Genomic DNA, 14,473 nt, shown 5'->3' on the forward strand with positions numbered 1-14,473 from the left:
CCAGCCGGGCTCGGTCATGGTGACCCCGGCCGCCACCAGCTTGTCGATCAGCGGCGCCAGCTCGACCAGCTCGGCCACCACCACCGGCGCCTTCTCCGGGCCGATGCCCTCCACCGCCTGGATCGCCTCGGCGTCGGCCGCGCGGATGGCGTCCATGCTGCCGAAGTGCCGGGCGATGCGCCGGCTCATGGAGCGGCCGGTGCCGCGCACGCCCAGCGCGCAGAACACCCTGCTGAGCGGTTGGGCCTTGGCCCGCCCGAGGGCGGCGAGCAGGTTGTCGGTGCTGGTCTCGCCCATCCGCTCCAGGCTCAGCACCTGCTCGCGGGTCAGGGAGAACAGGTCGGCGAAGTCGGCGATCAGCCCGGCGTCCAGCATCTGCTCGATGCGGCTCGTGGCGAGCCCCTCGATGTCGAGCTGGTCGCGGCCGGCGGCGTAGGTGATGGAGGCGATCGCCCGGCAGGTGCGGCCGCGCACGCACCGCCACCGCTCCTGCGAGGAGTCGATGGCGTCGCCGCAGCTCGGGCAGACCTGCGGGATCGCGATCGGCCGCTCGTCGCCGGTGCGCAGGTGCACGACCGGGGCCTCGACCCGGGGGATCACGTCACCGGCCTTGTAGACGACCACCAAATCACCGAGCATCAGGCCCCGGCGGGTGATGTCGGCGACGTTGTGCAGGGTGGCGTAGGTGACGACGCTGCCGTCGAGCTCGACCGGCTCCAGCACCGCGCGCGGGGCGATGACGCCGGTACGGCCGGTGTTCCACTCGACGCCGATCAACTTGGTGATCTTCTCGGTGGCGGGCAGCTTGTAGGCGATCGCCCATCGGGGCGCGCGCGTGCCGAAGCCGGCCTGCGCCTGGTCGGCGGCGAGATCGCACTTGATCACGATGCCGTCGATGCCGAAGGGCAGCTCGGCCCGCTTGGCGGCGATCTGCTCGACCCGCTCCTGGATCTGCTCCAGGGTGGTGGCGACGATCCCGCCGACGTCGGTGACGGCGGGGGTCTGCGCCCCCTGAGCGGCGACCCACGCCATGACCTCGCTGTGCGGCAGCTCGCGCAGCCGCACGGCCTGCTCGGAGGTGTCATCGGGGCGTGACAGCGCGCCGTACCCGAAGAACGTCAGCTCGCACACGTACGGCCGGTCCTGAGCGCGCAGCGTGCCGGCCGCGGCGCTGCGCGGGTTGGCGAACGTGGTGCCGTCGTGCGCCTGACGCTTGAGGCACGCCTGCTCGAACTGCTCGGCGGTCATCATCACCTCACCGCGCAGCTCCACCGTGACCGGCTCGGCCAGCCTGGCGGGCAGCCCCACGATGGTGCCGATCGCGTGGCTCACGTCCTCACCCGCGACGCCGTCACCCCGGGTGACCAGCTGCGCCAGCCGCCCGCCGCGATAACGCGCGGTGATCGCCAGCCCGTCGAGCTTCGGCTCCACACTCCACCGCGTGACCGGCCGGCCCAGCCTGCGCTCCAGCGACGCGGCCCAGTCGGCCAGCTGCTGGGCGCCGAAGACGTTGTCCAGGCTCAGCATCGGCACCGTGTGCGGCACGTCGCCGACCACCGCGCCACCGGCCACCTTGCCCGTCGGCGAGGACGGCAGCACCTGCTCGGGATGTTCGGTCTCATACGCCTGGATGCCCCGGACCAACCGGTCGTAGGCGTCGTCGTCCAAAGTGGAGGTGCCGTCTCCGTAATAGGCGGCAGCGGCGTCCAGGGCGAGCTGAACGGCTTCGGTATAGGCGCTCTGATCAGCAAGGAGAGTGCTGGGGGGTGCGTCGGTCATGATCCCATCATCGCGTCCGGCACCGACAATTTTCGGCCCCCGGGACGCGACCCCGAGCCGGACCGTCCCTCCCGAGCGCGGCCTCCGACGAGGGGCCGCACCGGGTGGTTCGTCGCACCGACTCATCATCAGGGTCTGGTTGGCGATGGCACCGGCTTCGAGAAGAAGGGTCTGTGTTCGACTGAGGTGCAACGCCCTTACATCGGCACCGTCGAGAAGATCACCAACTGCCGGATCGGGGTATTTCTCGGCTACCCCACATCCTGCGGACACGCGCTGGTGGAATGCCGCGGTTCTCCACTCGCCACCGGTATCCGGTCTTGCGGGTGATCCCCATGGTCCGGCAGGCCTCGACTGTCCCGATGCCCCACAGCAGCAGCTGTCAGTGCAACGACTTCACACCCGACTTCCGGCTCGATCCTCTCCTAGCCATCAGCACGCCCCTCATCTGTCAGATGTGTTGCGACAAGCGCTAGAACCCAGGTGGCGATAGAAGTCAGAATTCAAAACGTCGTTGACGCCCATCGCCTATAACCATCAGTTCCAGTGCCCCCTGTGGGCGCCGTCGGTCCGCGGTGGGCGCAACCGCGCTATCTACGCTGTAGTTCGGGCCAGGTCGAGGACCTCATGCGGGGAAACCTCGTGATCCCAGGGAATGGCTAGGGTCTGTCAATCAAACGGCTCTGTCTCTCTTTCGGTTCTGTCTCTCTTTCGGTGGTGGCGGAGCGTGTTGCTATTCCAGGAGGGTCCGGTGGCGGAGTAGCGCGAATCCGGCGCGGCCGTGCATCTGGCGCAGGATGCGTTTGGTCCTGGTGTTCACGCCTTCGGTGCCGCCGTTGTGGTGGGGCAGGGTGACAGCCGCGCGGACGGCATCGCGGTCCTGGTCAAGGCCGCGGGTGAAGGCATGCGGGTGGGGTAGGTCGGCGGCGCGGGCGGCGGTGATCCACGTGTCGAGACGGTCGGCGTTGCCTTCGCGCGGCCGGAGCAGGTCGGCGAAAGCGCGCACCGGCCCGGCCACGTCGATCATCTCGGGGCAGGCGGCGGTGAGCTCGTCACGCAGGCGCTGCTGCTTGCCGGTGAGGTTACCGGGTCGGGTGAGCAGGAGCCGGGCCAGGTGTCGCGATGAGATGGGCAAGCGGTCGGCTTCGACTCGACCCTGGGTGATGTAGCGGTAAAGAAGGTTGAAGCTGCCCCGATAGCCAAGGTTCTTGATCTCGCCGAGCAGGTCGTGGACGTGGTGCCAGCGCTCGCGAGTGGTTTGTGCACGCTTACCGTTTTGCAGGGGCACTCCGGTCGTGGCCCAGCAGGCGCTGTGCGCGGCGACTTCCTTCAGCACGGCGTCGCCGAGGTTGTGCCACAGGTGCCAGCGGTCGGTGACCTGGATGGCTTGTGGGAGGGCGCGGCGAATCGCTTCGGCGTAGGCGCCGGAGCCGTCTCGACACACGAGCTGTACTCCGGGATGGACCCGAAGCCAGGCTTCCAGCGTGTCGGCGGTGCGGTCGACTAAGACCGTGTCCTATGTGGTGAGTCGGACGTTAGCGAGGCATGGGAAGGAACACATGGGGGTGGATCGTCCCGGACGGATTATGGGAGATCGCCCGGCCGCTGCTGCCGCCGACGCGGATGCGTCCGCAGGGCGGCGGACGCAGAACACACCTGATGAAGCGGTGGTCGCGGCCATTGTCTACGTCTTGGTGAGCGGGTGTGCGTGGCGGGCTCTGCCACCGTGTTTCGGGATCTCGAAGTCCACCGCGCACCGTCGGTTCCTGATCTGGTCGCGAGCCGGGGTATGGAGCAAGCTGCACCAGGTCGTGCTCGACAAGCTGGCCGCGGCCGATCTGCTGGATCTGTCCCGCGTCGTGCTGGACTCCGCCCACGTGCGGACGAAAAAGGGGGCGACCATACAGGTCCGAGCCCCGTGGACCGAGGAAAACCGGGTTCGAAGATGCACATCCTGTCCGACCGGTCCGGACTGCCCCTCGTGGTCGGTGTCTCATCTGGTAACACTCACGACAGCGAGGGCCTCAAGCCCATGGTGACCGAGCTCCACATGAGACACGACCCTCGTCAGGGCCGTCCCATCAAGCCCGGCAAGCTCCACGCGGACAAGGCCTATGACCGCGATGACCTGCGCCGATGGCTGCGCGGCAAGCGCATCGCCGTCCGTATCGCACGCAAGGGCATCGAGTCCAGCCAGCGATTAGGCCGGCATCGCTGGGTGATCGAACGGACCATGTCCTGGCTGACCGGCTATCGACGACTCACCATCCGCTACGAACGCTACTCCGGCAACTATCCGGCCTTTCTCGGCCTCGCTGCTGCTCTGTGCTGCTACAAGCGGCTCGTCCGACTCACCACATAGGACACGGTCTAAGAACCGCGAGAAAACAGGAAAGCACCCGCGATCCCCGACGAAGCCCCGGCCCAGCTGCCGCGCGGCAGCAGATCGCCCCGCTGATCGTTCAGATCAGCTCCGCTGGAGGCGACCCTGCGCGACTGGCGGGTCCGCCAGTCCGTCCGGGGCCCGCGGCATGCTCAAGGGCGCCGCCGGCCTGGATGCGTACCTCTGCGCCCGCGAACCCTGAGGCCGAGCCACGTCCACCACGGGAACCGGCGTGGCCACGGAAGGAAGCCAAGCCCGAGTGCCGGGGCATTTCGGCCAGATCTATAGCGCTTCGTCTGCCGCACACTGCGAGAAACCCCCGCAAACGCTTCACCATTTTTCCGAACCACGTTGCGCATATGGGAGACGAGGCTAGAGTGGCCGAGTTCTCCAGGAAAGGATCATCATGTTCAGCATTGTCCGGCGTTCTGCCCTCGCAGGCGCGCTCGCGATGAGCCTCGCCGTGGCCACCGTCGGCTTCGCACCTCCCTCGGCCGCGGCGACACCGCCGTACGGACTCCTCAAGCTGGTTTTCAGGTGTGCCCACGTGGGGGGCGTGTCGGTCACGGTCGTGGGTCCGGGCGTCGCGGGTAGCGCGCGCGACGAAAACGGCACGTACTACTTCCGGGGCCGGCCCGGCGCCTACCGGGTGAAGCGCCTCGCGAACGGACGGATCGCACCGAGATCCAGGCTCATCCAGATCCCGAAGTTCTCGACCCGCACCGTCAATGTCTGCTCCCTCAAGTGGCCCGGGCGCCCGTGACCCCGGGCCGCCTTTCTTGCGTCGGGCCCATGTTGCGGGGCGGGATCTGGCCGGACTGGGCGTAGGCGGCGTCCCAGGTGGCGGGGACGTACTCGTCCTTGATGCCGAGCATGTGCGCGGTCACCTGCCAGACGTGCAGGTACGCCTCCGGCTCGGCGGGCCGGACCGGCACCTTCCACTCGATCATCTTGCGCATGGCGAAGGTGGGCAGGGTGTGCCAGGTGACGAGCATGTCCTCCTGGCTGATCGGGATGTCGCCGCCCCGGTGGGGGGACTGCTGCAGCAGGTGCCGCACCGCGGCGTGCACCAGCCGGGTCTTGACGCACTCGACGATGCACGAGCCGGCGGGGCGGTAGGCGTCGAGGGCCCCGATCGCGAAGCCGAAGATGCTCGTCTTGGCGACGCGGTCCTCCATGTCGGCGCCGCCCTTGGAGTAGTGAAGGTGGTCTGAGGTCACGTATCCGCGATCCCCGCATCACCGCCAGGCAGTACGGCGGATGTGGACGACGGTAAGCCGGCCGGATGGCCGGTAGATGGTGTTGAACTCTTCGGGGCCCTGGCGCGACACGCGCCGGGGCCCCTGTGCGCGTCAGGGAAAGGAATGTATGGGTCAACGTCGCTCGGCTGCCGGTGGAGACACGATCGCTCACGGCAGGATCGCGCACACGGCCGGATCCACGCCCGGATTCGGGGCCGAAGACCGGTTCGAGGATCGGTTCGACGATGAGGATTACCCCGCCTTCAGCATGGGCGCGGCCGCCGACATGCTCGGTGTCACCCCGACGTTCCTGCGGGCTCTGGGCGCCGCCGGACTGATCGAGCCGCTACGCTCCGGCGGCGGGCACCGCCGCTACTCCCGCTACCAGCTGCGCCTGGCCGCCTGGGCCCGGGAACTGGTCGACCAGGGCACCCCGGTGGAAGCCGCCTGCCGGATCATCATCCTGGAAGACCAGCTCGCCGAGGCGCTGCGCATCAACGACGCCCGCGACCGCCCGGCCGGACACTAACCCCAGCAGGATGACAAGACCCGGCGGCATGGAGCCGACCGGGTCCTGGTGTGCACGTTGGCGACATTGACCGCGCTTGTTGTCACCGGCCTCGCATCTGCTGAAGGGTTCGTGAGGACCCACGGCATGGGCCGGGCCGTCCTGTTCGCCCCTCTCGGCCCGAGGGGGCTATGACGAGTCGGCCTCCTCTTGCGGTGGCCCGGGCCGCGACTGTGCGGCCTGCGCCTTCTGGATGGCCTCCTCCGCCGACGTCTCCACCTGGAACGCGGTGCGCAGGCCGGTGATCGTCAAGACGCGTTCCAGCGCCGGCGGGATGTTCGCCAAGAACAAGGCGCTCTGCTGTTCACGGCTCTGCTCGAGCAACAGGACCAGCACACCGACACCCATGGAGTCGCAGAACGTCACGCCGCCCGGATCCACCACCAGTCCAGAGGAATGCGTCTGCCAGGCGTCTTTGATCTGCCGGTGCAGCAGCCCGGCGGAGATGGAGGGGTCCCGGTAGTAATGGCCGCGAATCCAACGGTGTTGCTGTTGACCTGTGGAGACTCCTTGGGAAAACGCTCAGGTGAACGGCAGGCCATGCTCGATCCGTGCAGGTCAGGCCCATATCCGTTGGATTTTCCGCGATTGCTACCGGGACCCCAAGCAGTGCCGGGCCGAACGGATCGAGCCGCCGGGTCCGGGACGCATCACCCGGATCGTGCGCTCGGCTCTGCACAACGCGGAGGAGACCTGGTTCGCCAAGATCGCGGCCCGGCTGGATGCGGAGACGACCGGCCGCGTGCTGGCCCTGGTTGGAGCAGCCGTGTCCGGAACGCGGCGGCCGTCCTGGCCGCTTCCGATCATCCGCACGGCATCCAGCGGGTCATGGTGGAGCTCGGGAAGGACGGAGGACGGCGAGGCCGTTGAGGCGGCATATTTCCGCCTTACGGTTAACGCCGGCTGGCCGTAGGATCACCCCAGGCAACCACATACGTATGCGGGTGATGAATGGCGCAAATTGGGTTAGTTGAGGCGATTGCCCAAGTCCGTCGGGAGCTCGCGCAGGCCGTGGCAGCCGGTGTGGACGCCGGGATCCAGTTCCCCGTAGGCGCGGTGACGCTGGAATTCCAGGTCGGTGTGACGAGGTCCGTCGAGGCCTCCGGCGGTGTCAAAGTCTGGGTGCTTGAGCTCGGCGCAGCAGGCGAGTACGCCAAGGAGACCGTGCACACCCTCACCGTCGAACTGGAACCGCCTGTCGACGCCCAAGGTCGGCCGATCAAGGTGGCCGCGCGGTCGGATCAGCGGCCCGGTTAGGCCCGGTACGGCATGAGCGGCCTACGGGATCGGGTCGTCGAGGTCCTCTGCGATCACGGCGCCGACGCCGTACAGCGCTGGAGCGTCGGCTCGGGGTTCCTCGTCGGCGGCCGCCTGGTCTTAACCTCCGCGCACGTCGTAGACGGTGGCGGCGAGCTCACCATCCGCCGTCTCGGCGCCGGTGAATCGTCCGGCAAGCACGAATGGTCGGCCCGGCTCCTGCTCCTGGGTGATCGCGATGTGGCCGATCTGGCGCTGATCGAGGTCGGCGGAGAGGGCGACAGGAAGATCGCCGGAGACATCCCCTTGGCCGGCTTCTCGACGATCGACCGGCACACCGATGCGGCCATGGTCGTCGAGGGCTGCTGGTCCGTCGGCTTTCCGGCGTTCAAGACCCTTTACATCGACGGCGCGGGCCCGGTGCGGGAGACCGCGCAGATCGACGGTGTCATTCCGACCGCCGAGGATCTGTACTCCGGGCTGTTGACCCTCCGGGTGTCCAGCGCCCCCCGGCCGCTGCCTCCTAAGGAGGAGGCGCTGGGCCAGTCGGCTTGGTCGGGGATGTCGGGCGCGGCCGTCGTGGTGGGGGGCAGAATCGTGGCGGTGGTGTCGGAGCACCACCCGCGTGCCGGTCAGTCGGCGCTCACGCTGACCCCCATCTCGCACATCAACCGCCTGCCAGACGCCGGTCGCTGGTGGAGGGCGCTGGGTGTCGCCCCCGCCCGGCTACCGGTGCTACCCGCCCGGCCGCCCGTTCTGGTGAGTGAGCCGCCGGCCCTCGCCGACTGCTTCCAACTGCGGCGGCACGTTCACGAGCTGGCAACCGCGCTCCTGAACGGCGAGGCGGTGGTCCTGGCGCCTGAGCGGTCGGGATTGGGCGGCGTGGGCGTGACCCAGCTCGCCGCCCACTATGCCCGCACCGCCTGGGAACGCTCCGACGTCGACGTGCTCGTGTGGATGAAGGCGAACGACCGTGACGCGGTGGTCAAGACCTACGCCGAAACCGCGGCCGCCCTGGAGACATCGTCCTTGCCGGCCTGGCTCGCCGCCACCGATCGCCGCTGGCTGATCGTCTTCGACGACGTGGGCCACCCGGACACCCTGCGAGGGCTGTGGCCGCCGCGCAACCCCGCCGGCCGGGTGCTGATCACGACCCGTCGCCAAGAGACGGCTTCCCGCGTGCCGTACGCATCACTGATCGAGGTCGGTCTGTTCACCGAGGAGGAGGCTGCCGCCTTCGTGACCGCGCAGTTGGGCACGGACGCCGTCCACGCCGGCCAGCTCGCGCGCGAGCTCGGCTGCCAGCCGCTGGCCCTGGCCCAAGCTGTCGCGTACATGCGCGCGCACGGACTTGACTGCCGTCAGTACCTGGAGCGATACGGGCACCGGCGCGGGCAGCTTCCCCTGATGCTCCTGGGTGACGGTTCGGCAGCGGACCGGCAGCGTTCGTCGGTGACCGTCGCCTGGTCGCTCTCGGTCGAGCAGGGCGGGCATCCGGTCGAGACCCGGCCGCAGATGCGCTACGACCTGACCACCAGCCGCGACGGCTCCAGAACGGTCAGCGTGATCTGCGAACCGCGCGAAGCCCTGGAGCTGCTGCCCGAGATCCTGCAGTGGGGGACGTCAGGCCATGACTGAGACCGACCTGCCCGGCCAGCTCACGCGCCTGCGTGAGCTGGCCGCGCACGACCCGCGCCGGCACGGCGGTGAGCTGGCCCTGCTGCTCGCGGACGCGGGCATGCGCGAGCTGCAACAGCAACGCTGGGAGAGCTCTCTGGTCCTGCTGGAAGAGGCCAGGCACTTCACCGAACTCGCCGGAGGACCGGCGGTGAAGGCTTCGCTCAAGAAGGCCTCCACCACCCACGACCTGGCCCTGAAGATCTTCCAGGGAGCGGTGCGGACCCTGCCGCGAGGACACGTGGTCACCGCTGCGGGCCTGTCCCGCATGGGACAAGCACACCTTGACCGATATGAGCGAACCGGTGAGCGAGCCGACCTCGACTCGGCGGTCGGCGTGTGCGACGCTGCCGTACGAGCGGCCTCCCGCGAAGACGCCGACCTGCTGGGACAACTCGGCGGCGCTCTACGGACTCGTTTCGACCTGGATCAGGACAGGTCCGACCTCGATCGGGCGATCGAGTGCTTCCGGCGGGCCGTACGAGCCACGCCCGCGGGTCAGCCGAACGAGTCGACGTGGCAGTCCAACCTGGGTACGGCCCTGCAGGCGCGATTCGAGCTCACCCGCGACGCCGAAGATCTGCACTCGGCCATCGGTCACCTCGAATGGGCTGTGGTGACGGTGCCCGCCAGCCACCGTGACCGGCCGATCATGGCCATGAACCTGGGAGCGGCCCTGCGCCTGCGATTCGAGCTCACCTCCGATCCGGAGGACCTCGACCGTGCCATCCTCCATCTTCGCAACAGCCTGTCCGGCAGCGGCGACGGCCCTGGAAGGACCTTGTGCCAGTCGAATCTCGGCATCGCCCTGCTCGGCCGCTACCAGCGCACCGGCCAGAGAAACGATCTGGAGGAGAGCGTCGGCCTGCTGCTCGCCGCCGCCCGTGACATCCCGGCCGAGGCGCCGACCCGTCCGGCGATCCTGTCGAGTCTCGCCGCCGTCCACTGCTCCATGGGACGGTTCACGGCGGCTCGCGATCTGTTCGCCGAGGCCCTGCGCGCACGAGAGGGAACGCTGGGACGGGATCATCCCGACACCCTGGCCAGCAGGCACAACCTGGCCGCCGTCATGGCCACGCTGGGACATCTGGTGCCCGCATCGGACGAGTTCCACGAGGTCCTGGCCGCGCGGCGGCGCCTGCTCGGGGACGACCACCCCGAGACGCTGGCGAGCTGGCGAAACCTCGTGACCGTGCTCGAGGATCTCGGCCAGAGCACGCAGGCGCAGGCCGAGAGGAGCCGGCTGGAAGCAACCCGCAGCGGCCTGACCACGCCGGAATCGCCATGACCACCGGTCAACCTGACCACGCCGGAGCCGCCATGACCGACGGCCGGTACGGCAGGCACGAGCACATTCCGGGCTGGCGGCAGCACCTGCTCGCCACCGCATCCGTGATCGTCGTCGGCGTGGGAGCGCTCGGCAACGAGGTCGCCCGCCTGCTCGCCATGGCCGGAGTGGGCCGGCTGCTCCTGTGCGATCCGGACGTGGTGGCCGAATCCAACCTCAGCCGCTGCGTGTTGTTCCGCCAGAGGGACATCGGCCGCGCGAAGGTGGAGGCAGCCCAGGCCGCCCTGCACGACCTCGCTCCCGCCACGCAGGTCGACATCGTCACCGCCACGCACCTCAGCGGGGTTGGCCTGGCCGCGATCCGCGACATGGACCTGGTGATCAGCTGCCTGGACAGCCTGCAGGCGCGGATCCAACTGGCCGCCCGCTGCAACGCCACCGAGGTGGGGCTGCTCGACGCGGGCACTCATCCGTGGGGAGGCGAGGTGTGCTACTACCCGCCGTCGGCTGGCTGCGTGGCCTGCGGGCTGAGCGAGCGCCAGCGTGCCGTACGCGATGACCCGTGGAGCTGCGCAACGGCCGACCACGCCGTGCCGCAGGGCGCCTCCGCACCCGTCTCGGCGCTGATCGGCGCATGGGAGGCGACCTTGGCCATCCGGGTGCTGCTCGGCCTGACCGTCCCCGCCGCCGCGGTGTACGTCGACACGGGCGCAAGAACGATCCACCTGGAACGCAGCAGGGACCCGGCCTGCCCACTGCACGCCCCCATCAACTGGGCCAAGGTCGAACCGGTGAGCCCGGCCCGCACGGTCGCCGACGTGATGGCCCGGCTCGCGCCCGACGAGGAGGCGTTCGCGTGGGCGGCGCTGCCGGGCACCACGACCCTCCTGCTGAGCCGGGCCCCCTACACCGCCCCGCTGGTCGAGCTGGGGATCGCCGCCCAGGAGATCCTGCCCGTCGCACGCCGCGGACACCCGGGAACGGTGCGGTATCTGGAGTTGAAGGGACCGACCGCATGACAAGCGATGTTGAGCGCGCGCTGTCCGAGTTGTTTCCCGAGCGTGACGCCATCGCGGGTCTCTTGGAGATCGCCGGGCTCCAGATCGAACCGCCGCCCGCCGGTGCGGCACCCGGCGAATACTGGGAGCGATTGGCGCGCGCACTGAACCCGAACGAACTCACCCAACTGGTCGAAGCCGCCTTGCGCGTGTATCCGGCTAACACCGTGCTCAGGCAGGCATTGCAGCAGGACACGCCGTCAACGCCCACAGTGACCCTGATCTTCATAGGGGAAGAGCTGCGTGACGACGAAGTGCTCAGAAGGGCCACGCAAGCTGATCCCAGCGCAGGCCTCGTCTATGTAACGAACGCACAGATGGCAGTCAGCGTCGCCGACCGCGATGACGACGAACTACAACAACTCGTCGAGCGTCTCAGCCGCGAACTGCCTGCCCTGGAGGTGACATACCACCGCTGGGGCCACCGTCCCTACCTCTACCGCTCGCTGACGGTGTACGGACCCGACCAGACGCCCTACCAGCTGCAAGGCGTGCCCTCCACGCTCACCCCATCCGAGATCGCCTCCGCCGTCATCCACGAGTCCGGCTACGCGGCCTCCGACCCGCGTCGCATGGTCGTGACCGAGGAAGGGACCAGGCGCCGGCTCGATCCGGGACAAACCCTGCACGAGGCCGGCGTCGAAGAAGACGACCGGCTCAGGATCGGGTTCCAGTCCACCGCCGGTGCGGGACTGTACGAGGACCGGCTGGCGGCGCTGGACCGCGCCCACGAGGCGGTCCTCGACTTCGTCGCCCGCACCCCCGGGGCGACTCTCACCGGCGTGGACGATCCGCACTTCCCCACCTGTTTCACGATCGCGTTCTCGGCCGCTGGGTTCGGGCCGCCCGCCGACAGCACCGCCAGACCGGTACGACCCGTCCCCGTCGACCGGCACTCCGTGGCCATCACCCTCCCCCCGGCCTATCCCGTCGCAGTGCCCGAAGTGCGCTGGTTATCGCCGATCTTCCACCCGAACATCGCCGACGGCGTCGTCTGCCTGGGCGCCCTGCCCTTGGGAATCGCCGAGCTGTGCGGCGCCCTCATCGAGCTGGCGGCATACCGGATCTACGAGCCACGCCCCGCCGACCTGGGCGGTGAGGGTTTCCTCGACCTGACAGCCACCGCCTGGGCGCTCACGCCGAAAGGCCGGGAACGCATCAGAGAGCGTGGCGGCCACCCGTGGCTCAGCGACGACCGGCCGCCTGCGCCGCCGCTGCTGCACCTGCGCCGTCTGGGCATCGAGATCGACGACGCCGTCCGCCTGGACCGCTACCGGCAGGGTACGGCGGAGCGCGGGGGCCTCCTGCTCGGCCGCGTTCAGGGCGAGGCCGGCAAGCGTGTCGTCCAGGTGGTCGAAGCCGTCGAGATCCACGACCCCGACGCCACGTCGACCAGTTGGAGCCTGACGACGGCCGCCTTCGCGACGGCCGGGGCACGCCAGGTGGTCGGCTGGTTCCACACGCACCCGGAGCACGCCCCGCCGTACCCCTCAGCAGCTGACCTGGCGCTGCACCGGAACCTATTCCCGCATCCGTGGCAGGTGGCCGTCCTGGTCTCTCGCGACGGGATCAGCTGTTATCAGCACGAGGGAGGGAGCCTGAAGGAACGCCCCTGGACGCGACCGCTCAGATGAGCGGGGGATCGCTGCATAAAAACCTCCAGGAGCTGTTCGGAGTTCGGATCCAGGTGAGGTCCGGTGGCGGGCCGGCCGTGGCTGGTAGAACTCGGACGTGGCGCGCTTTGATGTGACGGATGCCGAGTGGGCGTTGATCGAGCCGTATCTGCCGGTGCCGCCCACCGGACCGCTGCCACGGCGGGTGCGTGATCAGTTCAACGGGATCTTGTGGCGTTTTCGCACCGGATCCGGCTGGCGTGATGTCCCGGAACGTTACGGGCCGTGGTCCACGCTCTACTCTCGATTCAACGCCTGGACCAAAACCGGGGTCTTTCAAGGACTGATGGACGCGCTGATTGAACCGCGCCGGAATTGCTGGAGGCCCTGATGTACTCCGGCTTTCGTGGAGTCGAACTGGTTCCGCCTCGGCGACCGGCCGCGAGATGACCTCATCGTGTTCGCCGGTCCTCGACGATGAGGTAACGACTCTGTGCGCGATTGAGGTCGGGGCATGCTGGCCTGGACGGTCCTGTCGGTGCCCCTACCGCATGGCGCAGCGGTCGGGGACCGGCCCGGCGATGGCGCGGGCGGTGGGTGCGAAATGCTCGCGGCGTCCGATCCAGCGCTGCATGGATCGCCGTTGCTTGGGTTCGGCGATGGCGTGTTCGACGCAGATGCGCTGTGAGGACTGTCGGTGGCGTTGCGCCTCCCGGCGGGTTACCTCGGCTGGTGTGGTGTCCTTGCCGGGCTTCTTCGGCGGGGCGGTGACCTGGGTGGGGAAGTCGCGGGCGAGGCCTTGGTGGCCGGAGTCGACCTTGGCCTTGACGTCGGGATGGAACCGGAGCAGGTCCTCGATGCCTTCGGTGCACAGCGTGGTCACGTCGTGCATCCGGCCTGGCCGGAAGGCGCCCTGCCACAGCAGGCGCCCATCGCCATCGCTGATGACGGTGCTCTTGCAGGTGTTCTGCTTGCGCTTGCCGGACACGAATGCCCGCCTTCCGGGCCGGTGCGCCGCGGGGCGGCGGACCTGGACCTCGGTGCCGTCGATGCGCAGCTCGACGCCTTCGGCGGCGGCATAGGCGAACACGTCCGCCAACGTGCGCAGCCGTACGCCGGGCCTGCCGGGAACTGCGAACCCCCTCCGCTCCGGCAGCGGCCGGATCTCGCCCACGGCCCGAGTGCGGTCGAGCGGTCCACGCCGTACAGGACGGCCAGGGCCGCATGCGGGAGCTGGAACCGCAGGATGACCAGCGTCGCGATGACCCGGTCCACGAACGGCAACCGGTGGTTCGGCCCGGCGCCCTCAACCCGCAGCCGGTTCCGGCCACCCCGCCGTTCTCGCAACACCGACTCCTGTCGAGCCATCCAGGGGTCAGCCAGTTCCTCAACCAAGGCGCCCAGATGTGCCCGGGTGATCCCGGTCAAGACAGGATGGAAAAGGGCGGCACGATAGGTGATCGTCACAAGTCACGTATTGTTCCGCCCGCCTACGACACTTCCAGTCCTGGGCGATACCTCGCACAGCGGAGGCGTTCGCCTCTCCCCTTGATGGCTTGGGCAGAATCACGGTCATGAGTCTGCGTCTTGATACCGCGAGCCACCCCGC

The 14,473-nt window shown here is 68.8% G+C and carries 13 protein-coding genes and 3 pseudogenes; 11 read left to right on the forward strand and 5 right to left on the reverse strand.

Annotated elements, in window-relative coordinates; all coding sequences use genetic code 11:
• Positions 1-1,779, reverse strand: a 1,779-nt coding sequence (gene ligA / locus ACVCAG_RS44330) for an NAD-dependent DNA ligase LigA (RefSeq protein ID WP_447191582.1), incomplete at its 3' end; no start/stop codon positions are given.
• Positions 1,780-1,914: 135 nt separating this feature from the next.
• On the opposite strand from ligA, the pseudogene ACVCAG_RS44335 reads away from it, so the two are divergent.
• Positions 1,915-2,064 (forward strand): annotated as a pseudogene (locus tag ACVCAG_RS44335) (transposase); the annotation flags it as partial.
• A 448-nt stretch (positions 2,065-2,512) separates the two neighbouring features.
• Here the strand turns inward: ACVCAG_RS44335 and ACVCAG_RS44340 are convergent.
• Positions 2,513-3,289: pseudogene (locus ACVCAG_RS44340) on the reverse strand (ISL3 family transposase); the annotation flags it as partial.
• A gap of 35 nt (positions 3,290-3,324) precedes the next feature.
• On the opposite strand from ACVCAG_RS44340, the pseudogene ACVCAG_RS44345 reads away from it, so the two are divergent.
• Positions 3,325-4,141 (forward strand): annotated as a pseudogene (locus ACVCAG_RS44345) (IS5 family transposase).
• A 427-nt stretch (positions 4,142-4,568) separates the two neighbouring features.
• Positions 4,569-4,925 (forward strand): hypothetical protein, encoded by a 357-nt coding sequence (locus tag ACVCAG_RS44350; RefSeq protein WP_447191583.1) that lies wholly within the window; start codon positions 4,569-4,571, stop codon positions 4,923-4,925.
• Here the strand turns inward: ACVCAG_RS44350 and ACVCAG_RS44355 are convergent.
• On the reverse strand, positions 4,903-5,382 hold the full coding sequence (locus tag ACVCAG_RS44355) for an oxygenase MpaB family protein (protein ID WP_440088479.1): 480 nt from the start codon (positions 5,380-5,382) through the stop codon (positions 4,903-4,905). The two genes, ACVCAG_RS44350 and ACVCAG_RS44355, sit on opposite strands and share 23 nt — an antisense overlap.
• Before the next feature lie 148 nt (positions 5,383-5,530).
• Here ACVCAG_RS44355 and ACVCAG_RS44360 point away from each other — a divergent pair, with 148 nt between their 5' ends.
• Positions 5,531-5,932 (forward strand): MerR family transcriptional regulator, encoded by a 402-nt coding sequence (locus tag ACVCAG_RS44360; RefSeq protein ID WP_440088477.1) that lies wholly within the window; start codon positions 5,531-5,533, stop codon positions 5,930-5,932.
• Between the two features lie 168 nt (positions 5,933-6,100).
• Here the strand turns inward: ACVCAG_RS44360 and ACVCAG_RS44365 are convergent, their stop codons facing one another.
• Complete coding sequence (locus ACVCAG_RS44365; RefSeq protein WP_447191587.1) at positions 6,101-6,448, reverse strand: STAS domain-containing protein; 348 nt, start codon at positions 6,446-6,448, stop codon at positions 6,101-6,103.
• A gap of 49 nt (positions 6,449-6,497) precedes the next feature.
• Here ACVCAG_RS44365 and ACVCAG_RS44370 point away from each other — a divergent pair, with 49 nt between their 5' ends.
• The 7 genes from ACVCAG_RS44370 to ACVCAG_RS44400 all read left to right on the forward strand — a co-directional run bounded on the left by ACVCAG_RS44370 (position 6,498) and on the right by ACVCAG_RS44400 (position 13,255).
• Positions 6,498-6,884 carry a hypothetical protein gene (locus ACVCAG_RS44370; protein ID WP_440088475.1) on the forward strand — a complete coding sequence of 129 codons (387 nt, stop codon included), beginning with the start codon at positions 6,498-6,500 and terminating at the stop codon, positions 6,882-6,884.
• A 38-nt stretch (positions 6,885-6,922) separates the two neighbouring features.
• Complete coding sequence (locus ACVCAG_RS44375) at positions 6,923-7,228, forward strand: trypco2 family protein (protein ID WP_440088473.1); 306 nt, start codon at positions 6,923-6,925, stop codon at positions 7,226-7,228.
• Positions 7,229-7,240: 12 nt separating this feature from the next.
• Positions 7,241-8,866 (forward strand): trypsin-like peptidase domain-containing protein, encoded by a 1,626-nt coding sequence (locus ACVCAG_RS44380; RefSeq protein ID WP_440088472.1) that lies wholly within the window; start codon positions 7,241-7,243, stop codon positions 8,864-8,866.
• Complete coding sequence (locus tag ACVCAG_RS44385; RefSeq protein ID WP_440088471.1) at positions 8,859-10,193, forward strand: tetratricopeptide repeat protein; 1,335 nt, start codon at positions 8,859-8,861, stop codon at positions 10,191-10,193. The genes ACVCAG_RS44380 and ACVCAG_RS44385 overlap by 8 nt, the downstream gene beginning before the upstream one ends.
• Entirely contained in the window at positions 10,190-11,212 is a 1,023-nt protein-coding gene (locus ACVCAG_RS44390) for a ThiF family adenylyltransferase (RefSeq protein WP_440088469.1), read from the forward strand. The genes ACVCAG_RS44385 and ACVCAG_RS44390 overlap by 4 nt, the downstream gene beginning before the upstream one ends.
• Positions 11,209-12,885 carry a Mov34/MPN/PAD-1 family protein gene (locus ACVCAG_RS44395; RefSeq protein WP_440088467.1) on the forward strand — a complete coding sequence of 559 codons (1,677 nt, stop codon included), beginning with the start codon at positions 11,209-11,211 and terminating at the stop codon, positions 12,883-12,885. Before ACVCAG_RS44390 ends, ACVCAG_RS44395 begins: the two co-directional genes overlap by 4 nt.
• A gap of 97 nt (positions 12,886-12,982) precedes the next feature.
• A complete protein-coding gene (locus tag ACVCAG_RS44400; protein WP_440088466.1) occupies positions 12,983-13,255 on the forward strand; it encodes a transposase in 273 nt (90 codons plus the stop codon).
• Between the two features lie 153 nt (positions 13,256-13,408).
• Here ACVCAG_RS44400 and ACVCAG_RS44405 read toward each other — a convergent pair whose 3' ends face one another.
• Positions 13,409-14,038, reverse strand: coding sequence for a transposase family protein (locus tag ACVCAG_RS44405; RefSeq protein WP_447191584.1), 630 nt, complete (start codon positions 14,036-14,038; stop codon positions 13,409-13,411).
• Between the last annotated feature and the right edge of the window lie 435 nt (positions 14,039-14,473).

Source organism: Streptosporangium sp. G12 (genome assembly GCF_052983175.1).

Coding starts and splice junctions, on each gene's coding strand:
- ACVCAG_RS44350 (WP_447191583.1), top strand. CDS start 4,569: ATGTTCAGCATTGTCCGGCGTTCTGCCCTCGCAGGCGCGCTCGCGATG.
- ACVCAG_RS44360 (WP_440088477.1), top strand. CDS start 5,531: ATGGGTCAACGTCGCTCGGCTGCCGGTGGAGACACGATCGCTCACGGC.
- ACVCAG_RS44375 (WP_440088473.1), top strand. CDS start 6,923: ATGGCGCAAATTGGGTTAGTTGAGGCGATTGCCCAAGTCCGTCGGGAG.
- ACVCAG_RS44380 (WP_440088472.1), top strand. CDS start 7,241: ATGAGCGGCCTACGGGATCGGGTCGTCGAGGTCCTCTGCGATCACGGC.
- ACVCAG_RS44385 (WP_440088471.1), top strand. CDS start 8,859: ATGACTGAGACCGACCTGCCCGGCCAGCTCACGCGCCTGCGTGAGCTG.
- ACVCAG_RS44390 (WP_440088469.1), top strand. CDS start 10,190: ATGACCACCGGTCAACCTGACCACGCCGGAGCCGCCATGACCGACGGC.
- ACVCAG_RS44395 (WP_440088467.1), top strand. CDS start 11,209: ATGACAAGCGATGTTGAGCGCGCGCTGTCCGAGTTGTTTCCCGAGCGT.